Source organism: Actinokineospora sp. UTMC 2448, from assembly GCF_024760565.1.
GTDB lineage: Bacteria > Actinomycetota > Actinomycetes > Mycobacteriales > Pseudonocardiaceae > Actinokineospora > Actinokineospora fastidiosa.
In genome coordinates, this window is sequence record NZ_CP031087.1 from 6,740,372 (window position 1) to 6,763,411 (window position 23,040).

Sequence of the window (23,040 nt, forward strand, 5' to 3'; positions counted from 1 at the left end):
GCAACCGCGCCGGACGCACCTATCGGAGCGTGAATGAGCGGTGAACCCATGACGACCATCAGGCGCAGGTGACGTCTCCGCCGTTGATGGCGGACAGGTCCTCCGGCAGCTTCTCCGGCTCGGGCTCGGTGACCTTGGCGGTGCCGGGGGCGACCACCTCGCCGTCGTACTCCGGGCCGATGACCAGCACCAGCGCCTTGCCCATCGACGCGTCGGCCACGAGGTGCACGCCGGGGATGGAGGAGGCGAGCGTGCGCGCGGCGGCCTCGTTGCCCGTGCCGTAGTAGATGACCGTGTGGGCGACCTTCGGCGCGGAGCTGACCATCATGACGTCGTAGCCGTACTCGGCGAGCTTCTCGCCGGTGTCGCGGGCGATCCGGCCGGTGGTGTTGCCGCCGTTGAGCACCTGGATCTTGAGCGTCTTGGGGTCGACCTGCTGCTGGCGGGCGCGCAGCGGCGAGGACTGCGGCAGCGCGCGCTGCTGGGTATCGGCCTTCTCCGCAGGCTTCTCGCCGGGCAGCGGCTGGTTGTTCACGATCGCCCGGAACAGCGCGGCGTTGTCCTCGACCCGCAGTTCCTCGTTGCCGCGGTCGTTGGGCAGGCCGACGGTGGGCACGGTCAGGAAGGTGACCCGCCCGGCCTCCAGGCCCTGCAGCGACTGGCCGAGGGAGAACAGCGACTCGACGGTGATGTTGTCGCCGAAGGTGGACTTGGTGAACGCCTCGGTGAAGCCGGTGAGCTTGCCCGGGTCGAGCAGCACCTGACCGGACATGGACTTGCGCAGCAGGGAGGACAGGAAGCGCTGCTGCCGCTTGATGCGCCCGTAGTCCGACGTCGGGTCGCCGCGCACGTGCCGCGCGCGGACGAAGTCCAGCGCCTGGTCGCCGCGCAGCTCGACGGCGGTGCCCGCCTTCTGCACGATCCACTTCTTCATGTACGTGTCGTACATCGGCTCCTCGACGCAGACGGAGACGCCGTCGACGGCGTCCACCATGTCCTTGAAGCCGTGGAAGTCGATGCCGATGAAGCGGGTGATGCGCAGGCCGGACAGCTCCTGCACGACCTTGGTCGCGCACAGGGGGCCGCCGACCTGGTAGGCGGTGTTCAGCTTGGCGGCCTGCTGGCCCGCCACGGTCTCGCCGGTGTAGTCGTTGGTCGCGGGGTCGAACCGCTCGCACTCGGGCCGCTGGATCTCCAGGTCGCGGGGGAACGACACGATCACGACCCGGCTGCGGTCGGCGGGCACGTGGGCGATCATCGTGGTGTCCGCGCGCGCCCCGGGCACCTGGCCCGCGTCGCCGACGCCGTCCTCGGCCTCCGCTCCCTCGCGGGAGTCCGAGCCGATGAGCAGGAAGTTCTCGTCCCCGTGCTGCGCCTCGGCGTTCTGGATGGCGTCGGAGTTCGGGTCCAGGGCGCGGACCTTGTCGATGCTGTCGCCGGTGTGCTTGAGGAAGCCCCAGCCGACGCCGGTCGCGGTGAACACCAGGATCGCGGTCGTGCCCGCGAACACCCGGGCGAACAGGCCGCGCTTCTTCGGCTTCGGCTTCTCCTCGGCGTCGGCGCCCGCCTCGCCCGGCGGCTTGGCGAGCTCCTCGAGCTGCTCCTCGAGCTCGTCGTCCTCGGCGTTCCACGGCAGCCGCCGCTTGGCCCGCTTGGCCTTCTCCTCGGCCTTGAGCTCGTCGTGCACCTTGGAGAACCGCGCGAGCGTCTGGTCGACCCGCCTGCGCTTCTGCGTGGCCTCCCCGATCGGCTCCATCTCGGTCGTCATCCCGACCGCGTCGGCGGGCGAGACGCCTGGAGGCGGGGTGAGGGCGACCTTCTGCGTCTCCTCGGGGTGGGCGGGGTTGGGCATCGACGACTGCCCGGGCGGCTGCTGCCGGGGAATCCGCGGCTTGCCTTCCCCATCGAGCCTGGCGGCGATGTCGGCGGCGGGGTCGACGGGGAACCGGCCGGAGGGCTGCGGGCTGTCTGCGTCCACGGGGAACCGGCCGGACCGCTGCGGGCCTTCTGCGTCGACGGGGAAGCGACCGGAAGGCTGCGGGCCGTCGGTGTCGATGGGGAAGCGACCGGAAGGCTGGGGGCCATCGGCGTCGACGGGGAACCGGCCGGAGGGGTGGGGGCCGTCGGCGTCGGCCGGGAACCGGCCGGGGGGCTGTGGCCTCCGCTGCCCGAAACCGTCGTCGGCGGGGTGCTGCCTGCGGCTGGGCTGGGGGCCGTCCGCGAAGTCCTCGGCGGGCATGGGGTGGCCGGGGGCCTGCCGACGGCCGGGGTGCGGGCCCTCCGCGAAAGCCGCGTCCTCGGCGGGAATCGGCCGACGGCCCGGGAGGGGACCGTCCACATAGTCCTCAACCGGCATCGGGCGCCCCGGCCCCTGCCGACGGCCGGGATGCGGCCCATCGGCGAGGGCCGGGTCCTCCGGGGCGATCGGGTGCTGACCGGTCGGCTGCCTGCGCCCCGGGCGAGGGGCGTCCGCGAAGGCGTCCTCGGGGGGCATCGGGTGACCGGGCGGCTGCCGACGATGGGGCCCCTCGACGAAAGCCGGGTCCTCCGGGGCTAGGGGGTGCTGGCCCGTCGGCTGCCTACGACCGGGACGCGGGCCGTCGGCGAAGGTCGAGTCCTCCGGGGCGATCGGGTGCTGGCCAGTTGGCTGCCTACGACCGGGGCGCAAGCCGTCGGCGAAGGCCGGGTCCTCAGCGGCGATCGGGTGCTGGCCAGTCGGCTGCCTGCGGCCCGGGCGCGGGGCGTCGGCGAAGGCCGGGTCCTCCGCAGCGATCGGCTGGCCCGTGGGCTGCCTGCGGGCTGGGCGCGGGGCGTCCGGGAAGGCTGGGTCCTCGGGGGCGAGGGGGTGCTGGCCGGTCGGTTGCCTGCGGGACGGGTGGGGGGTGTCGGCGAAGGTCGCGGGGGGGCCGGGGAGGGGGTGCCTGCCGGTCGCCGGGTGGTCTTCGGTGGGGCGGGGTAGGGGGTGGCGGGCCGTCGGGCGGGGGTGGGGGCCGGAGGGCCTGCGGTCCGCGTCCGGGGCTCGGTGGTCGACCGGGAAGTGGTCGTCGGGGGTGGGGGGCTCGTGGTGGTCGCGCGGGAACGGCTCGTGGCGCGGGGGGTAGTGCGCGCTCGGGCGGTCGTCCTCGGGGAGGTCGCCGGTGCGCGTGGGTTCGGGGAGGGGGCGGGCCGGGCGGGGAGGGGCGGGCCTGCGCGGGGGCTCGGGCGGGACGTACTGGTCGAAGTCCAGTCCGGCGTCGGCCGGGATGCGGTGGGCTCCGGTGGCCTGGCGCACGACATCGGCGGGAATGGACGCGCGCTGCGGTCCCCCCGGCTCGACGGGCGGCGCCACCGGGTCCACCACGGGCCCCCGCGGCGCACGACGGGGGCGCGGGCGGTGGTTCGCCTCCGGCGGGTTGGGCGGCAACCCGTCCCGAACGGCAGGCTCGGCCCGATGTGCGGTCGGCTGCTCGACGCCGCGGTGACCCGGCACCTCATGGTCGACGGCACCACGGCGCGGGAGCGGCTGCTCCCCAGCGGCCCGGTGGTCCGACACCTGACGGTCACCACCACCGCGCCGCGGAAGCGACTCGTGGCCCGGAACGCGGTGGTCCGGCAGCTGGTCTTCATCAGCACGACGCGGAAGCGAGTCGTGACCCGGAACCCGGCGGCCCGGCGGCTGGCGGTCGGTGCCAGGGCGGCGCGGGAGCGGCTCGGGGCCTGCAGCGGCCGGGTGGTCCGGCAGCTGGTGGTCGGCGGCGGCACGGCGCGGCAGCGACTCGTGACCAGCGCGGTAGTCCGGCGGCTGGTGGTCGCTGGCACGGTGGTCCGGCAGCTCGGGGTCGGCGCCTGCCCGGCGCGGGAGGGGGTCGGGGGTGGCGCGGCGGGTGGGGGCGCGCCGGGGGGAGGGCTCGGCAGCCGCGTGGTGGTCCGGACCGACGTGGTGGGCCGACGGCAGGTCCGGGGCACCGCGGTAACCGGACGGCTGGTGGTCCGGGCCCACGTGGTGCGCGGACGGCAGGTCCGGGGCGGCGCGGTGGGCGGGGGGGTGGTGTTCGGCGGCCGCGCGGTGGGCGGGGTCGACGGCGCCGCGGGGGGTGGGGTCGGGGGCGCCGCGGTGGGCGGGTGGGGTGGACTCGCGGTAGGGCTGCTGCGGGTAGGCGGCGGCGGGGGCCGAGTGGTCCGGGAGGCGGCCGGGGGGCTGTTCGGGGGCCTGCCTGCGGCCGTGCCTGCCCGGAGGGGTGTCGGCCTGCTCGGCCGCGGCGCGGCGGCCCTGCATGGCGGCGCCGAGGTCTTCCACGCCGCCGCGTTTCGGGCGGGGGGACTCGGGGGCGGCGTGGCGGGACTCGTCGGCGCGGCGGCGGCCGGGGGCCGGGAGGTCGGCGCGGGAGGCGGTGTGCCGCTCGACCAGGTCCGAGACGCTCACGCCGTCGCCGTCGTCGAGCGAGCGGCGTCTGCGGCGGGGCTGGTCGGCGGGGTCGGGGGCGCGGCGCTTGCCACCTGGGCCGGAGGGCGGGGCGCCGTCGCCGTCATAGTCGTCGGGCACCCAGGCTCCTTCCTTATGACCGCGTCAAGCGTTGCAGGTTGGTTATCAACACGTTGCGATGCCGCACTCGGTTACTTACCCGATCGTGTCAGTCTCGCGGAGGCGATAGTACGGATGACCGCGATCCCTGACGACCACCGCCCGGCGATTAACCACAGACCGTACGCAGAACCGCCCACGGGATTACCCCGATCGGGCGACTGTGGCGCGGGCGAACGCGCTCAGCGAGCGGCCACGCGCGGCGGGGCGACGGCGCGCCTGCCCGCCGCCGGTCCGGCCAGGTGGGGCTTGCCGCCCGAGAGGTACGCCACGGCGTTTCGTCCGGATTGCTTGGCGGTGTAAAGCAATCCGTCCGCCTCGCGAAGTTGCCGCTCCGCGGATGCCGGTGTGTCCTCCGCCACGTCCGCGGCGGGCGCGTGGGCCAGGCCGACGCTGACGGTGACGCGCAGGCCGAGCACGAGGGTCGACCACGGGTGGCACTCGACCCGCGCGCGGGCCGCCTCGGCGACGTCGACGGCCGTGGGGCCGTCCACGTCGGGCAGCACGAGGACGAACTCCTCGCCGCCGTAGCGGGCGCAGAAGGCGCCCTCGGGAAGGTCCTGCTGGAGCAGTTCGACGACCCGCTGCAGGACGCGGTCGCCGACGAGGTGGCCGAAGGTGTCGTTGACCTGCTTGAACCAGTCCAGGTCGACCAGGGCCACGGCCAGCCCGCCCGCCCCGCCGCGCTCGGCGAGGACCTCGATGAGTCTGCGGTCGAGGTAGCGGCGGTTGTAGCTGGCGGTGAGGCTGTCGCGGATGCTCTGCTCCTGCGCCTCGGCGTGCTCGCGGCGCAGGCGGTCGACCTCGCGGCGGAACTGCTCGGGGATCGGCGGCGGCGCGGTCAGCTCCGACATGAGGTCCAGCGCGGACCGCAGGTGCTGGTAGGCCTGCCGGTACTGCCCGCGCGAGGCCAGCAGGGTGGCGATCGATTCGTGCAGGCTGACGAGGTTGGCGGCGTCGACGGGCGGGTCGGCCTCGGCGGGCTCGGGCCGCTCCGGACGGCGCAGCGGCACGGTGGGCTCGTTGACCCTGCGGTCCCGCCAGTTGGCCGTGCGCTGGTCGGGCTCCGGCTCGGCCACTCCTCGTCCCAGTGCGGACACCGCGGTCACCTCCCTACGTACGAGTGTGTCGTCCGGAATGAAGGTCCGCTTGAGCCGACGGGACGCTTGGGCGGGGTAATTCCCCCTACCGGTGGATACGCGGTCGCGGGGCACTCCGCCGCGTCGCCGACCGTGGGCCGATCACTGCGACATTCGGGTGTCACTCATTCGGCGGGACACGGCGAGAAGCCGTAGGCCTCGCCGTCGAGCAGGACGACCCGCTGGGACCCGATCTGCTCCCCCAGGGTGGTGCTGTCCCGCCGGATGGTCACCGTCACCGCGACCACGTAGACCTCGCCCCTGGGGGCCTTGGCCGACTTCTCCGGCTTCCACTCCGGGTCCGGCCGCAGCGTCGACTCGACCGGGACCATGCGCAGGACCAGGTCGTCGAGGTCGCAGAACCGGTCGGTGAAGTCCGGGTGCTGGGTGCGGCGCAGGAAGTCCGACTGGCTGCCCGGCCCCTCCTCGCCCGCGTCGTTCAGCGCGGCGAAATAGGCGAGGACCCGGTCGTCGTCCTCGTCGCCGCCCGCCGCGGGCACCGGCTGCCCGGCCACCGCCGTCGAACAGCCAGCGGCCGCGAACGCCGCCAGCACCGCCAATCGCCGCACGTCATCCCCCGGAATGCATCAGTTCCGCCCCGACGGGCACCGCCGTGTCCTCGGGGTCGTCGAGCCAGCCCTCGGGCAGCACGACCCGGCCCGGCGAGCCCTGCCGCCCGCGCGGGCCCTCGGCGTCGGCCGGGTACGGCACATCGGGCTCCAGCTCGCCCACCAGGTCGGCCAGCTCGGCCAGCCCGGAGACCAGCGCGAACCGCTGCCGCAGGCTCGCGCCGATCGGGAACCCGCGCAGGTACCAGGCCATGTGTTTGCGCAGGTCGCGCAGTCCCTTGTCCTCGCCGAGGTGGTCGGCGAGCAGTTCGGCGTGCCGGGTGAGGATGCGGCCCACCTCGCCCAGCGACGGCCCGTCGGGGATCGGCGCCCCGGTGAAGGCGGCGTGCAGTTCGCGGAACAGCCACGGCCTGCCGAGGCACCCCCGGCCGACCACGACCCCGTCGCAGCCGGTCTGCTCGACCATCTTGAGCGCGTCGGCGGCGCTGAAGATGTCGCCGTTGCCCAGCACCGGGATCGACGTCACGGCCTCCTTGAGCCGCGCGATCCGCGACCAGTCGGCCTCCCCGGAGTACCGCTGGGCGGCGGTGCGCGCGTGCAGCGCGACGGCCCGCGCGCCCTCACCCTCCGCGATGCGGCCTGCGTCCAGGTAGGTGATGTGCTCTTCGTCGATCCCGACGCGGAATTTGACGGTCACCGGGACGTCCCCCGCTGCCCGGACGGCGGCGGAGACGATGTTGCGGAACAGGCCGCGCTTGTACGGCAGGGCCGCGCCGCCGCCCTTGCGGGTCACCTTGGGCACCGGGCAGCCGAAGTTCATGTCGATGTGGTCGGCGCGGTCCTCGCCGACGATGATCCGCACCGCCTCGGCGGTGGTGGCCGGGTCGACGGTGTAGAGCTGCATGGAGCGCGGGTGCTCGTCCGCCCCGAAGGTGATCATCTCCATGGTCTTGGCGTCGCGCTCGACGATGGCCCTCGCCGTGATCATCTCGCAGACGTACAGCGAGGTCGGGCTGCCGAACTCGCGGCAGAGGGTGCGGAAGGCGACGTTGGTGATCCCGGCCATCGGGGCAAGCACGACCGCCGGGTCGACCGGGTAGGGGCCGATCCGCAGGGCCGGGAGTCGCGGGGTCACCCACCCATTGTTACCGATGGCCTCTATCGGGCGGACGGGGCCGAGTCCCGGGCCGACCGGATCAGCTCGTCGAGCTGCCTGGCCAGGCGGGCGCCGTCGGCGGGCGAGTAGGTGGCGCGCACGGCGCCGTCGTCGGTGGCGGTGGTCAGGGTGAGGTAGCGGCCCGCGTCGGTGTCGATCCAGCCGAGGTTGTCGCGGGTGGTGAGGGTGAAGAAGCCGAAGCCGGTGCGGGGGCGTTCGAGGATGCCTGCCGCGACCCGCAGCTGGGTCTGGGCGGCCGTGCGCGGGGGGCGGACGGGCGTGGCGAAGCCCGCGGGGGCCTGCTCGGGGGCGGGCTGCTCGACGTGGACGGACTGGCCGGGGCCCGCGGCCGCGGGCGGCAGCAGGGCGACCATGGCGCGCGCCATGCCGGTCGCGCCCACGCTGGCGAACCGCACCGACTGTCCTTCTTGGACGGCCAGCACGCCCGAGTCGCCCCGCACCGCCCCCCGCGCCCGGAGCAGCGCGTCGGGCCGGGGCACGCCGGACGCGGCGATGCCGACATCAGGGTCAGCCAGGAGCCGCAGCGCGCGCTCCACGCGTGGATGAGGGCCGTCGGGACCCATCAGGCCCCGATGGGCCAGATCGGTGAACACGGCGCGGGCGATGCGGGCGCGGTCCTCGGCGTACTGGCCGACGCTGGGGATCTCGAACGGGTAGTGCCTGCAGGTGATCCCGAGCAGCTGCGAGAGCACGTCGACCGCGGCCAGCGACAGGGTGAACGGCGTGCCCATCAGCCGATCACCGGCGGGGACGCGGACCCGCCCGCGCCGAACACCTCGTCCGGGTCGGGCTCGACGAGGTAGGTCGGCCGGTCGTGCTCATCGTCCTCCGCGCCCCGGGCCACGGGCGCGCCCACCATGCCCGCCGCGGTACGGGCTCCCACCGCGGACGCGCGGCCCGCGGCCTGCTGGGCGGCGAGGGCGCTGGCCGGAGCGCGTCCGGTGCCGCGCACGGCCTCGCTTCCGGGAAGCCCGCCGGGACCGCCCACCGGCGGCGGTCCGCCGACCGGCACCGGGGCGGGCTGGCTTCCACTCGGCCCGACGGGACCGGCCAGCGGACCCGCTCCGGCGGGCAGGCCCGGGTCGTAGCCGCCGGGCGTGGTCCCGGGGCCGCGCTGTCCGGGGGCGGTGGCCGAGGCCGGGTCGCGCGGCGCGGGGACGGACCCGCCCTCCGACGACTGGCCGGACGCGACCGCGGACAGCGGGGTGTGACTGTCGCGCTGGTGGCCCTGCGGCACGTCCTCCACGCCGCTGGGACCGGTCTGGGTGTCCCTGACGCTGACGTCGGTGTCCCTGTCGACCGCGCGGGCGTCGTGCGCGCGGACCGGCTCGTCGCTCCTGGCGTCGCACATCGCGGGCGGTGGGGCGAACGCGGGCATGGCCGCCGCCGCGCTGAGCCTGCCGTCGTACGCGCCGACGACGCGGGCGGCCTCCTCGTGCGCGGCCTGGCTCGCCCGGTACTCGTCGAGGTAGCCCGCCGCCTTGGTGGCGAACGCGAGCGGGTCCGTGGTCGCCTGCAGGTCCCGCATGGCGGCGCCGAGGTCGAACGGGCGCTCCTCGGGCATCGAGTTCTTCGCCTCGGCGAGCGCGGCCGAGTGCAGCGCCAGCTGCGTGCCCGCGTACTGCGCGCTCTGCCCCGCCTGGCCGATCCAGTCGCCGGTGTCGGCCAGGAACCGCCGCGCCGCGTCCCCGGCGGGCCCCTCCCACTGGGTCTGGCTGTTCGCGATCGCCGCGGCCACCTCGTTCTGGAACCTGACCATGGCGTTCCCGGCCTGGGTGTAGAGGTCGCTCATGGCGCCGACGTCCTCGGGGCTGACGTCCTGGGTCACCATCGGCTTGAGCTGGGCGTGCGGATAGCTCAGGTAGTTCGCGCACGGCATCGCGGGCGGCGTCCGCATAGACACCCCGGCGGCGAGGTCGCCCGCCTGCGCGGCCAGCTGCTCGGTGAAGCGCTGCTCGACCTCGCTGTTGCGGCTGAACCGCCGGACGAGCCCCATGAGCCAGCCCGACTCCTCGATGTCCCGGTCGACGTGCCGCTCCGCGTCGGTGTGCACCTCGTCGCGGGTCCGCGCGGCGTCCCGCCGCTCGACGTGCGGCGGCTGGTTCGGGTCACGGGTCGGATCGGTCATCGCCACTCCCTAGGGCAACTCGGGCTCCACGAGTTCGGCCAGTTCCAGCGCCAGCGGGCACAGCTTCTCCCCGTCGTCGCCCACGACGGCGGCGTCCACCCGGGAGGAGTCGGTCACGGCCAGGGCGACGAAGCAGCTCCCGCCCTGGACGCCGATGCCCTCCACGGCCGCGCGGGAGTTGACCCGCAGGGGCCGCACCGGGCGCTCGGACACGGCCCCGTCGATGCTGAGGCCCTCCCAGACGCCGACCGAGATGGTGTAGCTGTCGCGGACGCTGCCCTTGCGCACGCGCCACTCGCAATAGCGCGCGCTGCCCACCTTCCTGCTCTGTCCCTCGCCGGTCACGGCCATCGCGGACTGTCCCGCCGCGGTCAGCAGGTCACACGGCTCGACCGCGGCCAGGGGCGTCTCCTGGGCTGGCTCGGTGGTCGTCCCGCGCGTCGGCTCCGCCTGCGTCCGGCTCGCCGGGCCCGCGGACTCCGGCTGGCCTGCCGTCGTCGTCGCGCAGGCCCCGACCACCAGCAGCGCGGTGGCGAGCGAGGCGACCAGCGGGGAGGTCCGCACGGGCAGCACCTTTCACCTCACGGTCAGCGGAGCTTGTCGGCGTTGAGCTTGTCGGTGTCCTGGTAGTTGGCCATCGCCTGCTTGATCCCCTGCTCGGCCTGGATCAGCGCCTCGCGGAACTGCTCCAACTGGGTGACGAAGCCCGCGCCGTCGGAGGCGACCTGTTGCAGGTACGGCTTCATCGTCATCGCGCCGTGCGTGCTGCCGAGCGGTGCTTCCTGCTGGAGAAAGGCGAGCGAGGTGCGCTGGCTGTCGACCCAGTCGGCCATGGCGTAGACGGCCCTGAGGAGCGCCTCGCCGCCCTCGCCGCTGACGGCGAAGCCGCCTTCCTGGGCGGTGGCGGCGAAGCCCGCCATGGACTTGCCGATGGTGGTGCCGATGCGCGCGCCGCCTGCGTCGTCGACGTACATCGCTGCCCTCCGACCCGGGTCCGATCCCTCTGCGCACCGTACCAATCACCCTGGGTGGTCGTCGCGGGGTGAGACGTGATCACTTGGTTGCCCGTTCCCGCGCAGTGCGAACAGGCCCCCGACCGGAGTAGTCGGGGGCCTGTCGTTGGCAGGATCGATCAGCCGAAGCGGCCGGAGATGTAGTCCTCGGTGGCCTTCTGGGCCGGGTTGGAGAAGATCCGCTCGGTGTCGTCGATCTCGACGAGCCGACCCGGCTGCCCGACGCCCGCGAGGTTGAAGAACGCCGTCTGGTCGCTCACCCGGGCCGCCTGCTGCATGTTGTGGGTGACGATCACGATCGTGTAGTCCTTCTTCAGCTCCTGGATCAGGTCCTCGATCGCCAGGGTGGAGATCGGGTCCAGGGCCGAGCAGGGCTCGTCCATCAGCAGCACGTCCGGCTGCACGGCGATCGCCCTGGCGATGCACAGCCGCTGCTGCTGACCGCCGGAGAGGCCGCCGCCGGGGCGGTTGAGCCGGTCCTTGACCTCGGTCCAGAGGTTGGCACCGCGCAGCGCGCGCTCGGCGATCTCGTCGAGCTTGCGCTTGTCCTTCTCCCCGGCCAGCTTCAGCCCGGCGACGACGTTGTCCCTGATGGACATCGTGGGGAACGGGTTGGGGCGCTGGAACACCATGCCGATCGTGCGCCGCACCGACACCGGGTCGACGGAGCTGCCGTAGATGTCCTCGCCGTCGAGCAGCACGCAGCCCTCGGCGCGCGCGCCCGGGATGACCTCGTGCATGCGGTTGAGCGAGCGCAGCACGGTGGACTTGCCGCAGCCGGACGGGCCGATGAACGCGGTGACGCTGCGCGGGGGCACGGTCAGCGAGACCCCGTCGACGGCGTGGAACTTGCCGTAGTACAGGTTCAGGTCCTTGACTTCGATGCGCTTGGCCATCGTTACCCGCTCACTTGGTCTTCAGGGACGTCATCCGCGAGATCAGCGATCCCAGCAGGTTGAACACGGTGATGATGAGGATGAGGGTGACCGCGGCGCCCCAGACGCGCGCCTCGCCGACCTCGTTGATGGTCAGCCGCTCGGAGTTCATCAGCAGCGGCAGCGAGGCCATGTTGCCCTCGAACGGGTCCATGTTGATGAACGAGTTGTAGCCGACCAGGACCAGCACGGGCGCGGTCTCGCCCATGACGCGGGCGATCGCCAGGCTGATGCCGGTGATGATGCCCGACATCGCGGTCGGGATGACGATCTTGACGATCGTCTTCCACTTGGGGATGCCCAGCGCGTACGCGGCCTCGCGCAGCTCGTCCGGGACGATCTTGAGCAGTTCCTCCGTGGTGCGCACCACGACCGGGATCATCAGCAGCACCAGGGCGAGCGCCACGGCGAACGCGCTGCGCGGCAAGCCGAACGTGGTGATCCACAGGGCGTAGATGAACAGCGCGGCCACGATCGACGGGACGCCGGAGAGGATGTCGACGGTGAAGGTCACCGCGCGGGCGAGCCTGCTGCCCCGGCCGTACTCGACCAGGTACACCGCGACCAGGATCGCGATCGGCACCGCGATGATCGCGCAGATGAGCCCTTGGATCAGCGTGCCGTAGATGGCGTGGTAGACGCCGCCGCCGAACTGCCGCGACGTCAGGCCCGCGAGCGAGTGCGTCCACCACTCCGCGGTCAGGACGTGCTCGAAGCCCTTGACGACGACGGTGAGCAGCACCCACACCAGCGGGGCGAGCGCCAGCAGGAACGTGCCGGTGATCAGCGTGCCCGCGACGCGGTTCTTCATCCGCCGCCCGGGGGTGATCTCCTGGAAGGCGGGCGGGGCTGCGGGCCGGTCCAGGTCGGTCGCGGTCGTCATCGGTACTCCTTGCGCCCGGCCACGATGGAGCGGGCGATCGCGTTGACCACGAACGTCAGGACGAACAGCACGAGACCGGCGGCGATGTAGGCGCCCGCCCCGCGCGGGTCGTTGAACTCCGGGGCGGCGCGGGCGATCTTGGAGGCGATCGTGTCGCCGCCGTCGAACAGCGACCAGCCGAAGACGTCCGACGTCGAGGCCAGGATGATCATGACGGCGATGGTCTCGCCGAGCGCGCGGCCGAGGCCGAGCATGGAGGCGCTGACGTAGCCCGCGCGGCCGAAGGGCAGCACGGTCGTGCGCACGACCTCCCACTTGGTGGCGCCGAGCGCGAGCGCGCCCTCGATCTGCATGGGCGGCGTGCGGTCGAACACCTCGCGGGTGATCGCGGTGATGATCGGCAGCACCATGACCGCCAGGACGATGCCCGCGGTGAAGATGGTCTGGCCGATCACCAGGCTGGTGTTGCCCTCGGCGAAGACCGGGATCCAGCCGAGGTTCTCGTTCAGCCAGGTGCTGATGGGCTCCAGCGCGGGCGCGAGCACGTAGGCGCCCCACAGGCCGTAGATGATCGACGGCACCGCGGCCAGCAGGTCGACCAGGTAGGCGAAGGGGCGGGCCAGGTTCCTGGGCGCGTACTGGGTGAGGAACAGCGCGATGCCCAGCGACACCGGCATCGCGATGACCAGCGCGAACACCGAACTGAACACCGTCACCAGCAGCAGGTCGAGCACGCCGAAGGCCAGGTTCGCCGGGTCCCCGGTGTCCCATGAGCGGCTGAACAGGAAGCTGGAGTTGTTCTGCGCGAGCGAGGGGATCGCCTGGATCAGCAGGAACACGCCGATCAGCGCGATCATGACGACGACGAACCCGCCGGAGCCGACGGTCAGCGCCTTGAAGATGCGGTCACCCGGCCGGGTGACGGTCGGGGTGTGCTCGGTGGATGTAATCGTCGCCTCCGTCGAGGTGGTGGACGCGGAGCCGCCCCGGCACCCGTTCGGCGGGTGCGCGGGGCGTCCGATTATCCGTGTGGGCAGTCTGCCACTGCCGTCAGGCGATGGCCTTGATGGCGGTCAGCAGCTTGGTCTGGAACTCCTGCGGCAGGGGCAGGTAGCCCGCCTCGACCAGGCTGGCCTGGCCGGTGGTGGCCGCCGTGGTCAGGAACGCCTTGACCGCCTTGGTGGTGTCGGCGTCGTAGCCCTTGGAGCACACGATCTCGTAGGTCGCCAGCACCAGCGGGTAGGCGCCGGGGGCGTTGCTGGCGTAGAGGGCCTCCAGGTCCAGGCGCAGGTCGTTGCCCTCGCCGGAGATGGTGGCCGCGTCGATGGCCTTGCCGCCGGACTCGGCGGTCAGCTCGACCGGGCCGGAGCCGCTGTCCAGCTTGGCCATGGCCAGGTTCTTGTCCTGGGCGTAGGACCACTCGACGTAGCCGATGGCGCCGTTGCCCGCCGCGACGGCCTCGGCGACACCCGCGGAGCCCTGCGCGCCCTGGCCGACGCCGCCGTTGAACGTCTTGCCGTCGTCCTTGGTCCACGCGCCCTTGCCCGCGGCGACGAGGTACTTCTGGAAGTTGTCGGTGGTGCCCGACTCGTCGGCGCGGTAGACGACGGTGATGTCGGTGTCGGGCAGGGTCACGCCGCTGTTCAGCGCGGCGATCGCCGGGTCGTTCCACTTCTTGATGCCGCCGGAGAAGATCTTGGCCAGCACCTCGCCGTTGAGGGCGAGGTCGGTGACGCCCTCGACCTTGTGCACGACGGCGATCGGGCCGAAGACCAGCGGCAGGTTCCACGCCGGGTTGCCGCCGCAGCGCTCGGCGGCCTTCTCGACCTCGCCCTTGTCCTCCTTCAGGGCGGAGTCGCTGCCGCCGATGTCGACCTGGGCGGCGATGAACTGCTTGACGCCGTTGCCGGAGCCGGACGGGGTGTAGGCCAGCTGCTGGCCCTGGCACTGCTGCTGGTAGGCGGCGATGAAGGCCTCCATCGCGCCCTTCTGCGCCGAGGAGCCCTCGGCCGTCAGCGCCTGCTTGCCGCCACACTCGACGGGGGCGCTGCCGGTCGGCGCCGGGGCGCCGGAGTTCTGGCCGCCGCCCTGGGGGGCGTTGGTGTCGGAGCCGCAGGCGGACAGCGCCAGTGCGCCTGCCGCCACCATGCCCAGCACGTTGGCGTACCGCTTGATCTTCACTGGTGTTCCTCCAGCAGGAGCATCGGGAAAGGCGCGGCGTCACGCTCTGTGCGCCGTCGCCCCGGACGCTAGGCAGCAGTGGTGGACGGATGCCCCTCTAGAGGTGAACGCAGCATGAACAAGGCAGCTCATGTGACCGGGTCAACGCCCGGGGCCGTTTCCCGTGTCCCGCTCGTGACCTGCGCGTTTGCCGGACGTAATCGGCTATGCGCCATTCGGGGGGACAGCGGCGTACTGGATGTCAGCGTCCGAACGGGTGAATCCGAGCCGCCGGTACACGGCCACGGCCGGGGCGTTGTCCGACTCCACGTACAGGATCACGGTGCGTCGCCCCTGCTCCCGGAGGTGGGCGAGACCGGCCAGCGTCAGCGCCCGGCCGAGCCCGCCGCCCTGCGCGGCCGGGTCGACCCCGACGACGTAGACCTCGCCCGTGCCGTCCGGGTGCACCTTGGTCCAGTGGAAGCCGAGCACCCGGTCGGCGCTGTCGACGGCGAGGAAGAACCCGGCGGGGTCGAACCACGCCTCCGCCTCCGTGGCGATGACGTCGGCCGCGGTCAGCGCCCCCTGCTCGGGGTGCCAGTCGAAGGCGCGCTTGTTGACCGCCACGACGGCGTCCTCGTCCTGACCGGGCACGAACGCCCGCACGGACACGCCGTCGGGCCAGACCGGCGCGGGCAGCGGCTCGCCGAACTCCATCCGCATCTGCCACAGCTCGCGCACCCGGGACAGGCCGAGCCGCTCGGCGATCCGGGCCGCCCCCGGGTGGTCGCCGTGCGCCCAGAACCGGACGTCGGCGGGCGCGTGCGCGCGGATCTCGGCCACCAGGGCCGTGCCCAGCCCGCGGCCGCGGGCCTCGGGGTGGACCAGGACCTCGGCGACCTGCCTGCCGAAGGCGTCGCCCCCGGTGTCCAGGTGGCCGTACCCGAGCAGCCGGTCGCCGTCGGCGGCCACCACGTGCCGCCCGCCGCGGAACTCGTGCGGCAGCGCGGCGTCGGGGTCGACGCGGGGTCGGCCGTCGGCGGCGCGCACGGCGCGCAGGAACTCCCGGAGCAGGGCGGGGTCGATCTCGTCGAGCCAGGTCAGGTCCACGCGGTCGAAACTACCGGCGCGATCGGACTACCGGGCGTAGGACCGCTCCTCGGCGTCGCGGCGCTGGCCCGCCTTCGGCGGCTGGACGAACTTGTAGCCGACGTTGCGCACGGTGCCGATCATCTGCTCGTGCTCGGTGCCGAGCTTGGCGCGCAGCCGCCGGACGTGCACGTCCACGGTGCGGGTGCCGCCGAAGAAGTCGTAGCCCCAGACCTCCTGCAGCAGTTGCGCGCGGGTGAACACCCGGCCCGCGTGCTGGGCGAGGTACTTGAGCAGCTCGAACTCCTTGTAGGTGAGGTCGAGCGGGCGGCCACGCAGCTTGGCCGCGTAGGTCGCCTCGTCGATGACCAGCTCGCCCAGGCGCAGCGCGCCGTCGACGCCGCCCGCCGGGCCGCGCGAGCCGAGCAGCCGCAGCCGGGCGTCGACCTCGGCCGGGCCCGCGCCGGGCAGCAGGATCTCGTCGACGCGCCAGTCGGCGGTGATGGCGACCAGGCCGCCCTCGTTGACCACCGCGATGACGGGGGCGTTGTCACCGCCGCTGGTCAGCAGCCTGCACAGGCTCTTGGCGGCGGCGAGGTCGGTGCGCGCGTCCACGATGACCGCGTCCCGGGAGCCCGCCTCCAGCAGCGCGGTCACCTCGGGGGCCTGGGTGCGCACCGAGTGCGGCAGCAGCATCAGCGAGGGGAGCACCGACCCCGGCTCGGGGTCCGCGGTGAGCAGCAGCAGATCCAGGCTCATCGACGCCTCCTGACGTTGAGCGCCCGCTCCGCGTCGTTGGGGTGCGGTCCCGCGAGGGATCGGTAAAGACGATGCCCAGGAGAATAAACCGTGAACAGGGCAATTGTCGCCCGCGTGACGTCTCTGTCACATCTTGAGCGAGCCGACAGACGGCCTTCGACCAGGGCGGATGCGTCATGTTACAGCGGGGTAAATCCGCAGCGGCGACCGGCGATTACGCAAGATCTACCGCCCCGATCCGGCCTCGCGAAATGATTTTGTGAACACCGGGTAACGCGACCTGCCCGGTCGTCCCACCGGACGGCCGAACCGTGACTACCCTGGGTGCGACCGCGGTGGGCGAGGCACAGAGGACGGCGGATGACCACGATGACCAACCCGGCACCCCAGGCCGCCCCGAGGAAGCGCCGCTCGAAGGCGCTGCGCCGCACGGCGGTGACCCTGGTCGTGCTGGCCGGTCTGCTGGTGGCCGCCGACTTCGGCGCGGCGGCGATCGTCGAGCACGAGGTGTCCAAGAAGGCGCAGCAGCAGTTCGGCCTGCGCGACCACCCCGCGGTGAAGATCGGCGGGTTCTCCTTCCTGCTGCAGGCCTTCTCCGGCGAGTACGAGTCGGTGACCGTCGACGCGCAGGGCGTGCCGGTGAACACCCTGCGCGACCTGGAGGTGCACGCCGAGCTGCGCGGGGTGCAGGCCCCGCTGTCCGACGTCATCGGCGGCACGCTGACCGGGGTGCCGGTGCGCGAGGTGCGCGGGCAGCTGCGGGTCAAGGCCACGGACGTGAACCGGGCCATCCAGGCCAACGCCCAGCCCGTGCTGGCCTCCATCACCAACCTGACGATCGCGCCCGCCGCCGAGGAGCTGGTCGCCGACCCGGACGCCGAGGTCACCGAGACCGAGGCCGAGATCGCCGACCGCGCGGGCAAGACCGCGGGCGTCAAGCTGTGCGGCACGGTGGCGGTGGCCGGGCAGAACACCGAGCTGTGCGTGTTCTCGCTGATCGCGCTCAACAACGGCGGCATCGCCGTGCAGCCCAAGCGGATGGAGCTGAAGAACAAGATCAGCAGCGCGGAGCTGCCCGCGGCCATCCAGAAGAAGGTGCTGCCGCTGTTCGCCGTCGAGCTGGACCCGGGCGAGCTGCCGTTCGCCGTCACGCCGACCGAGGTCAAGGTCGAGGCGGGCGTGCTGGCGGTGCAGGGCACGGCGAAGGACATCGTGCTGGGCCAGCAATGACGGGCGCGCTGGTCGCGCTGGGCGCGCTCGTGGTCGCCGCGGCCGCTGGCCTGCTGATCAAGGCGCGGTCCGGCCGGGTCAGGGCGGGCCGGGACACCGCTGGCCGGGATGCGGCGGGCCCGCCCGCCGAGGTGCTGGCCGCGCTCGACCCGGCGGCCGCGGTCACCCTGGTCCAGTTCTCCACCACGTTCTGCGCGCCCTGCCGCCACACGCGCGTGCTGCTGGCCGACCTCGCCGAGCGCACGCCCGGTCTGGCGCACGCCGACATCGACCTCACCGACCGCCCCGAGCTGGCCCGGCGGATGGCCGTGCTGCGCACCCCGACGACCGTCGCGGTCGACCCGGCGGGCGCGGAGATCCTGCGGGTCTCGGGCGTGCCCCGCCGCGACGAGCTGCTGGCGGCGCTGCGCGAGCGGCTTCCGGCGTAGGCGTCCGACCTGCGGTGATCCCGCGGCGCTGGCCCGTCCCACCCTGTGGACGGGCAGTTCCCAGCACCAGGAACGGCGGTAGGCTCGCCGCCGTGACCAAGTACCTGACCAGGCGGCGCGCGGTGGACTTCTGCCGCGTCGACAGCAGCCTTTGTCGGGGACAGCGCGCCATGGCGGCCTGACGCCGCACGGTACGCACGTCCCCCGGTCAGGAGGTCCCCCATGCCCACAGGCGTAGACCCGCGCGGTCCCCGCTTCACCGCCTGGGCCACCAGCGCGGTGCTGGTGGCCGTGCTGGTCACCGGCTGGTGGCCGCTGCTCGCGGCGCAGGCCGCCGTCTTCGCCGTGGGCGCCATCCTCGGACCGCGCTTCTCGCCGTGGACGCCGGTGTTCCGGGCCGTCGTCGCGCCCCGGCTGCGGCCGACCGAGGAGCGCGAGGACGAGGCGCCGCTGCGCTTCGCCCAGGGCGTGGGCCTGGCGTTCGCGCTGGCCGGGACCCTCGGCTACGCGCTGGGCGCCCCCGTGCTCGGCATGGCGGCCACCGCGCTGGCGCTGGCCGCCGCCTTCCTCAACGCCGCCTTCGGCTTCTGCCTCGGCTGCCAGGTGTACCTGTTGATCAACCGTCTCTCTAACAAGGAAGTGGGAACCGCCCGATGAGCCGCGAAGACGTGCTTGTTTCTGCCGCGTGGGCAGAGGAGAACCTCACCGCGCCCGGGGTGGTGTTCGTCGAGGTCGATGAGGACGCCAGCGCCTACGACGCGGGCCACATCCCCGGCGCGGTCAAGGTCGACTGGAAGAAGGACCTGCAGGACCCGGTCCGCCGCGACTTCGTCGACCAGGCGGGCTTCGAGAAGCTGCTGTCCGCGCGCGGCATCGGCAACGACGACACCGTGATCCTCTACGGCGGCAACAACAACTGGTTCGCCGCGTACGCCTACTGGTACTTCAAGCTCTACGGCCACCAGGACGTCAAGCTGCTCGACGGCGGCCGCAAGAAGTGGGAGCTCGACGGGCGCCCGCTGGACACCGAGGTGCCCTCCCGCCCGGAGACGAGCTACTCGGCCAAGCCGCAGGACAAGGCGCTGCGCGCCTTCCGCGACGAGGTCGTCGACGCGATCAACACCAAGAACCTGGTGGACGTGCGCTCGCCCGACGAGTTCTCCGGCAAGCTCGCCGCCCCCGCGCACCTGCCGCAGGAGCAGGCGCAGGTCAAGGGCCACATCCCGAGCGCGATCAACGTGCCGTGGAGCAAGGCGGCCAACGAGGACGGCACCTTCCGCTCCGACGACGAGCTGCGCGAGCTCTACAAGGACGCGGGCCTCGACGAGGGCAAGGCCACCATCGCCTACTGCCGCATCGGCGAGCGCTCCTCGCACACCTGGTTCGTGCTGCGGGAGCTGCTCGGGTACGAGGACGTGAAGAACTACGACGGTTCGTGGACCGAGTACGGCTCGCTCGTGGGCGTGCCCGTCGAGACCGGCAGCTGAGAGGACGAGACATGAGTTCCTGCGGAGCCCCCGAGCAGACCGCGGCCCTTCCGGCCACCGTCGACCCGGGCAAGGAGATCGTGCTGGACGGCACCGTGACCAGCGCGGGCACGCCGGTCGGCGGCGCGTTCGTGCGGCTGCTGGACGCCTCCGGCGAGTTCACCGCCGAGGTCGTCTCCTCGCCCGACGGCGTGTTCCGGTTCTACGCGGCCCCCGGCAGCTGGACCGTGCGCGCCCTGCACCGCGACGGCAACGGCGAGGCCACCGTGTCCGCCGACGGCCCGGGCGTGCACCCGGTCGCCATCGCCGTGGCCTGACGCTTCTTCCGCGAGAGCCCCCAGGGACCACCTGGGGGCTCTCGTGCTTTGCGCCACGCCCGCCCGGCCGCCCGCCTGCCCGGGGACTATCCTCTGCTTTCGTGGAAATCTTCTTCACGGGCCTTCTCGTGCTGGTGGGCATCGCGACCGTGTGGTTCGCCGCGTACGTGGTGTACCGGCTGTTCAGCGACCAGCGCGGATGACCGACGGCCCCATCCCCGGCAGTGGCGACGCCGCGATCCAGGCTGCCGCCGAGCGGGCCGAGCAGACCCGGCACCGCAACCTGCCGCAGTTCGACGACCTGCCGATCCCGGCCGACACCGCGAACCTGCGCGAGGGCCCTGCCCTGCACGACGACCTCCTGGGCCTGCTGCCGCTGGTCGGCGTGTGGCGCGGCGAGGGCGAGGTCGTCTACCCGACCATCGACGGGCCGGTGAAGTTCGGCCAGCAGCTCACCTTCGCCCACGACGGCCGCCCGTTCCTGGCCTACGAGTCCCGGACCTGGCTGCTCGACGACGACGGCAGGGTCATCCGCCCGGCCGCGCGCGAGTCCGGCTGGTGGCGCATCAAGGCGGACGACACGATCGAGCTGCTGCTCTCGCACGCGACCGGCGTGGTGGAGATCTTCTACGGCAAGCCGCGCAACTCCACGTCCTGGGAGCTGGCCACCGACCTGGTCGGGCGCACGGCGAGCGCCAAGGAGGTCAACGCGGCCAAGCGGCTGTACGGCCTGGTGAACAACGGCGACCTCGCCTACGTCGAGGAGCGGGCCATGGTGGGCCAGCCGATGCAGCCGCACACCTCGGCGTACCTGCGCCGCGTCGTCGGCTAGGTCGTCGGCCGGTGCGTCTGCGGCGCTGCGGCGCGCACGCGGTCCTGGTGGAGCTGGATTCGCTGACCGAGGTGAGCGCCGCCCGGGCCGTGCTCGCGGGTCTGCCCGGCGTGGTGGACCTCGTCCCGGCCGCCCGGACCGTGCTGGTCACCTTCGCCGCCGACGTCCCCCGCGAGCTGGCCGACGTGCTGAGCGCGGCCGATCTGTCGGCCGCGCCACCGCCGTCCGGCGAGACCGTCGTCCTGCCCGCCGTGTACGACGGCCCCGACCTTGAGCTGGTGGCGGCGACGGCGGACGTGTCGGTGGACGAGGTGATCGCGCTGCACGCGGGCGCGGAGTACACGGTGGTGTTCACCGGGTTCGCCCCCGGCTTCGGCTACCTGACCGGGCTGCCTGCCCCGCTGCGCCAGCCCCGCCTCGACTCGCCCCGCACCCGCGTGCCCTCGGGCGCGATCGGCGTCGCGGGCGAGTTCACCGGGGTGTACCCGCGCCCGTCCCCGGGCGGGTGGCGGCTGCTGGGCAGGCTCGCCGACGACGCGCCCGCCCTGTTCGACGCCGACCGCGACCCGCCCGCCCTGCTGGCCCCCGGCCTGCGCGTCCGCTTCGCGGCGGTGTCATGCGCGCCGTGACCGTGCTCGCCACCGGCCCGCTCGCCCTGGTCCAGGACCTCGGCAGGCCCGGCAACGCGCACCTGGGGGTGCCGCCGTCGGGCGCGCTGGACCAGCCGTCCCTGCGCCTGGCGAACCGGCTCGTCGGCAACCCGGAGGGCGCCGCGGGCGTGGAGTGCGTCCTGGGCGGCCTGCGGCTGCGCGCGAGCGCGTCGTGCACGGTGGCGGTGACGGGACCGGCGGCGCCGGTGTCGGTGGACGGCCGGGACGCGGGCTCGCACACCCCGGTGCACCTGCGCGCGGGTCAGGAGGTGGCGGTGGGGACGCCGCTGTCCGGCCTGCGCGTCTACCTGGCCGTCTCCGGCGGTCTGGCGGTGCCCGAACAGCTGGGGTCGCGGTCGACGGACGTGCTGTCCGGGATCGGTCCGGCTCCGCTGCGGGCCGGCGATGTCCTGCCGCTCGGCCCGGTGACCGGGCCTCCGGTCGGGGCGGACGTGGTGGCCCCGCTGTCGGCGGGCGACCGGCTGACGGTGCCCGTGCTGCTCGGCCCGAGGGACGACTGGTTCACCGACCCGGCCGCCCAGCTCGCGGCGGCGGAGTGGTCGGTGTCGCCGGAGAGCAACCGGGTCGGCCTGCGCCTGCTCGGTCCGGCGCTGACCCGCGCCCCGGACCTCGTCGGGCGCGAGCTGCCGAGCGAGGGCGTGGTGACCGGCGCGGTGCAGGTCCCGGCGAGCGGGCGCCCGGTGGTCTTCCTGGCCGACCACCCGACGACCGGCGGCTATCCGGTGGTCGGGGTGGTGCCCCCGGACCGGCTGCCCGCGCTGGCGCAGGCCAGGCCGGGTGTCCGGGTGCGGCTTCAGGCGTACTCGGCCTCGTAGAGGCCGGTCAGCTCCGACCACAGCGCGGTCGCGTCCGGCAGGACGACGCCGTCCAGCGTGTGCACGCGCACGATCTTGCGGATGCTCGACACCAGGAACACGCCGTCGGCCTCGGCCAGCTCGCCGACGCGCAGCGGCTCGACCTTGGTCGCCCAGCCTGCCCGCTCGGCGGCGCGGAACAGCGCGGACTGGGTGGTGCCGGGCAGGATGCCGCTGCTCGCGGGCGGGGTGCGCAGGGTGCGGCCCTCGGCGACGACCACCGTCGACGTCGGGCCCTCCAGCACCGAGCCGTCGGCCGCGCGGAAGATCACCTCGTCGGCCCCGAGCGCGGCCGCATGCCGCTGGGCGGCCATGTTCACCGCGTACGACAGGGTCTTCGCGCCCAGGAGCAGCCACGGCGCGCGCTCCACGACCTCCGGGTCGAACCCGCGGTCCAGCACCACGACGGACGCGCCGCGCCGCCGCCGCTCGACCGTGTGCGGCTCGATGGAGAACGCCAGGGCGAACACCGTCGGCGTGCCGTCGCCGTACTCCGCGCCGCGGGTGCACACCACCTTCACGGCCATCTCCCCCGGCGACGGCCACGCGGCCACGACCGTGGCGAACAGCCGCTCCAGCGTGTCGCGCGCGGGCACGGGCAGGTCGAGCATCCGGGCCGAGCGCTCCAGCCGGTCCAGGTGCGCGGTCAGCTCGCGGGGCCTGCCGTCGACCACGAGCACGGTCTCGAACACGCCGTCGCCCCGGGTGAGGCCGAGGTCGTCCACCCGGATGTGCGGGGCGTCGGGGTCGGCGGTGGTGCCGTCCGGCAGGGCGAGCAGGCGCATGCCCAGCACCCTACGCGCGGGCT

23 protein-coding genes are annotated in these 23,040 nt (G+C 73.4%); 8 read left to right on the forward strand and 15 right to left on the reverse strand.

The annotated features are described in order from the left end of the window. Positions 1-58: 58 nt before the first annotated feature. The 14 genes from Actkin_RS31165 to Actkin_RS31230 form a co-directional block, all read right to left on the reverse strand. Positions 59-4,522, reverse strand: coding sequence for an LCP family glycopolymer transferase (locus Actkin_RS31165; RefSeq protein ID WP_258905231.1), 4,464 nt, complete (start codon positions 4,520-4,522; stop codon positions 59-61). A gap of 221 nt (positions 4,523-4,743) precedes the next feature. Next, complete coding sequence (locus tag Actkin_RS31170; protein ID WP_373292331.1) at positions 4,744-5,661, reverse strand: GGDEF domain-containing protein; 918 nt, start codon at positions 5,659-5,661, stop codon at positions 4,744-4,746. 164 nt (positions 5,662-5,825) lie between these two features. Further along, positions 5,826-6,269 carry a hypothetical protein gene (locus Actkin_RS31175; protein ID WP_258905232.1) on the reverse strand — a complete coding sequence of 148 codons (444 nt, stop codon included), beginning with the start codon at positions 6,267-6,269 and terminating at the stop codon, positions 5,826-5,828. Between the two features lies 1 nt (position 6,270). Further along, positions 6,271-7,404 carry a tRNA dihydrouridine synthase DusB gene (gene dusB / locus Actkin_RS31180; protein ID WP_258905233.1) on the reverse strand — a complete coding sequence of 378 codons (1,134 nt, stop codon included), beginning with the start codon at positions 7,402-7,404 and terminating at the stop codon, positions 6,271-6,273. 23 nt (positions 7,405-7,427) lie between these two features. Next, positions 7,428-8,177, reverse strand: coding sequence for an ESX secretion-associated protein EspG (locus Actkin_RS31185; RefSeq protein ID WP_258905234.1), 750 nt, complete (start codon positions 8,175-8,177; stop codon positions 7,428-7,430). Beyond that, positions 8,177-9,574 (reverse strand): hypothetical protein, encoded by a 1,398-nt coding sequence (locus Actkin_RS31190; protein WP_258905235.1) that lies wholly within the window; start codon positions 9,572-9,574, stop codon positions 8,177-8,179. The genes Actkin_RS31185 and Actkin_RS31190 overlap by 1 nt, the downstream gene beginning before the upstream one ends. A gap of 9 nt (positions 9,575-9,583) precedes the next feature. Continuing rightward, positions 9,584-10,138 carry a DUF3558 domain-containing protein gene (locus tag Actkin_RS31195; protein ID WP_189209240.1) on the reverse strand — a complete coding sequence of 185 codons (555 nt, stop codon included), beginning with the start codon at positions 10,136-10,138 and terminating at the stop codon, positions 9,584-9,586. Positions 10,139-10,161: 23 nt separating this feature from the next. Further along, entirely contained in the window at positions 10,162-10,548 is a 387-nt protein-coding gene (locus Actkin_RS31200; protein WP_258905236.1) for a hypothetical protein, read from the reverse strand. A 158-nt stretch (positions 10,549-10,706) separates the two neighbouring features. Then, entirely contained in the window at positions 10,707-11,483 is a 777-nt protein-coding gene (pstB, locus tag Actkin_RS31205) for a phosphate ABC transporter ATP-binding protein PstB (protein ID WP_189209239.1), read from the reverse strand. Positions 11,484-11,493: 10 nt separating this feature from the next. Beyond that, on the reverse strand, positions 11,494-12,405 hold the full coding sequence (pstA, locus tag Actkin_RS31210) for a phosphate ABC transporter permease PstA (protein WP_189209238.1): 912 nt from the start codon (positions 12,403-12,405) through the stop codon (positions 11,494-11,496). After that, a complete protein-coding gene (gene pstC / locus Actkin_RS31215; RefSeq protein ID WP_229786760.1) occupies positions 12,402-13,355 on the reverse strand; it encodes a phosphate ABC transporter permease subunit PstC in 954 nt (317 codons plus the stop codon). Before pstC ends, pstA begins: the two co-directional genes overlap by 4 nt. 100 nt (positions 13,356-13,455) lie before the next feature. After that, on the reverse strand, positions 13,456-14,586 hold the full coding sequence (pstS, locus tag Actkin_RS31220; protein WP_258905237.1) for a phosphate ABC transporter substrate-binding protein PstS: 1,131 nt from the start codon (positions 14,584-14,586) through the stop codon (positions 13,456-13,458). Positions 14,587-14,790: 204 nt separating this feature from the next. Further along, the gene (gene mshD / locus Actkin_RS31225; RefSeq protein WP_396122906.1) at positions 14,791-15,675 is read right to left on the reverse strand and encodes a mycothiol synthase; all 885 of its coding nucleotides are present in this window, start codon (positions 15,673-15,675) and stop codon (positions 14,791-14,793) included. Positions 15,676-15,702: 27 nt separating this feature from the next. After that, positions 15,703-16,413, reverse strand: a complete 711-nt coding sequence (locus tag Actkin_RS31230; RefSeq protein WP_189209236.1) for a winged helix-turn-helix transcriptional regulator — start codon at positions 16,411-16,413, stop codon at positions 15,703-15,705. A 360-nt stretch (positions 16,414-16,773) separates the two neighbouring features. Between Actkin_RS31230 and Actkin_RS31235 the strand changes: the two genes are divergently transcribed. From Actkin_RS31235 to Actkin_RS31270, 8 genes are all read left to right on the forward strand, one after another. Next, the gene (locus Actkin_RS31235) at positions 16,774-17,643 is read left to right on the forward strand and encodes an LmeA family phospholipid-binding protein (protein ID WP_189209235.1); all 870 of its coding nucleotides are present in this window, start codon (positions 16,774-16,776) and stop codon (positions 17,641-17,643) included. Continuing rightward, on the forward strand, positions 17,640-18,071 hold the full coding sequence (locus Actkin_RS31240; RefSeq protein WP_258905238.1) for a TlpA family protein disulfide reductase: 432 nt from the start codon (positions 17,640-17,642) through the stop codon (positions 18,069-18,071). Before Actkin_RS31235 ends, Actkin_RS31240 begins: the two co-directional genes overlap by 4 nt. Before the next feature lie 222 nt (positions 18,072-18,293). After that, complete coding sequence (locus tag Actkin_RS31245) at positions 18,294-18,728, forward strand: DUF4395 domain-containing protein (RefSeq protein WP_189209233.1); 435 nt, start codon at positions 18,294-18,296, stop codon at positions 18,726-18,728. Then, positions 18,725-19,558, forward strand: a complete 834-nt coding sequence (locus Actkin_RS31250) for a sulfurtransferase (protein WP_189209232.1) — start codon at positions 18,725-18,727, stop codon at positions 19,556-19,558. The genes Actkin_RS31245 and Actkin_RS31250 overlap by 4 nt, the downstream gene beginning before the upstream one ends. Positions 19,559-19,569: 11 nt before the next feature. After that, a complete protein-coding gene (locus tag Actkin_RS31255; RefSeq protein WP_258905239.1) occupies positions 19,570-19,875 on the forward strand; it encodes a DUF1416 domain-containing protein in 306 nt (101 codons plus the stop codon). Between the two features lie 199 nt (positions 19,876-20,074). Beyond that, entirely contained in the window at positions 20,075-20,707 is a 633-nt protein-coding gene (locus tag Actkin_RS31260) for a heme-binding beta-barrel domain-containing protein (RefSeq protein ID WP_258905240.1), read from the forward strand. 11 nt (positions 20,708-20,718) lie between these two features. Then, complete coding sequence (locus Actkin_RS31265; protein WP_258905241.1) at positions 20,719-21,336, forward strand: 5-oxoprolinase subunit B family protein; 618 nt, start codon at positions 20,719-20,721, stop codon at positions 21,334-21,336. Further along, entirely contained in the window at positions 21,324-22,193 is an 870-nt protein-coding gene (locus Actkin_RS31270) for a 5-oxoprolinase subunit C family protein (RefSeq protein WP_258905243.1), read from the forward strand. Before Actkin_RS31265 ends, Actkin_RS31270 begins: the two co-directional genes overlap by 13 nt. Here Actkin_RS31270 and Actkin_RS31275 read toward each other — a convergent pair. Next, on the reverse strand, positions 22,172-23,017 hold the full coding sequence (locus tag Actkin_RS31275) for an aminodeoxychorismate lyase (protein WP_189209227.1): 846 nt from the start codon (positions 23,015-23,017) through the stop codon (positions 22,172-22,174). The genes Actkin_RS31270 and Actkin_RS31275 overlap by 22 nt on opposite strands. Positions 23,018-23,040 lie beyond the last annotated feature (23 nt).

Coding starts and splice junctions, on each gene's coding strand:
- Actkin_RS31240 (WP_258905238.1), top strand. CDS start 17,640: ATGACGGGCGCGCTGGTCGCGCTGGGCGCGCTCGTGGTCGCCGCGGCC.
- Actkin_RS31270 (WP_258905243.1), top strand. CDS start 21,324: ATGCGCGCCGTGACCGTGCTCGCCACCGGCCCGCTCGCCCTGGTCCAG.
- Actkin_RS31245 (WP_189209233.1), top strand. CDS start 18,294: ATGCCCACAGGCGTAGACCCGCGCGGTCCCCGCTTCACCGCCTGGGCC.
- Actkin_RS31230 (WP_189209236.1), bottom strand. CDS start 16,413: ATGAGCCTGGATCTGCTGCTGCTCACCGCGGACCCCGAGCCGGGGTCG.
- Actkin_RS31275 (WP_189209227.1), bottom strand. CDS start 23,017: ATGCGCCTGCTCGCCCTGCCGGACGGCACCACCGCCGACCCCGACGCC.
- Actkin_RS31250 (WP_189209232.1), top strand. CDS start 18,725: ATGAGCCGCGAAGACGTGCTTGTTTCTGCCGCGTGGGCAGAGGAGAAC.
- Actkin_RS31185 (WP_258905234.1), bottom strand. CDS start 8,177: ATGGGCACGCCGTTCACCCTGTCGCTGGCCGCGGTCGACGTGCTCTCG.
- Actkin_RS31255 (WP_258905239.1), top strand. CDS start 19,570: ATGAGTTCCTGCGGAGCCCCCGAGCAGACCGCGGCCCTTCCGGCCACC.
- pstA (WP_189209238.1), bottom strand. CDS start 12,405: ATGACGACCGCGACCGACCTGGACCGGCCCGCAGCCCCGCCCGCCTTC.
- Actkin_RS31260 (WP_258905240.1), top strand. CDS start 20,075: ATGACCGACGGCCCCATCCCCGGCAGTGGCGACGCCGCGATCCAGGCT.
- Actkin_RS31200 (WP_258905236.1), bottom strand. CDS start 10,548: ATGTACGTCGACGACGCAGGCGGCGCGCGCATCGGCACCACCATCGGC.
- Actkin_RS31190 (WP_258905235.1), bottom strand. CDS start 9,574: ATGACCGATCCGACCCGTGACCCGAACCAGCCGCCGCACGTCGAGCGG.
- Actkin_RS31235 (WP_189209235.1), top strand. CDS start 16,774: ATGACCACGATGACCAACCCGGCACCCCAGGCCGCCCCGAGGAAGCGC.
- pstB (WP_189209239.1), bottom strand. CDS start 11,483: ATGGCCAAGCGCATCGAAGTCAAGGACCTGAACCTGTACTACGGCAAG.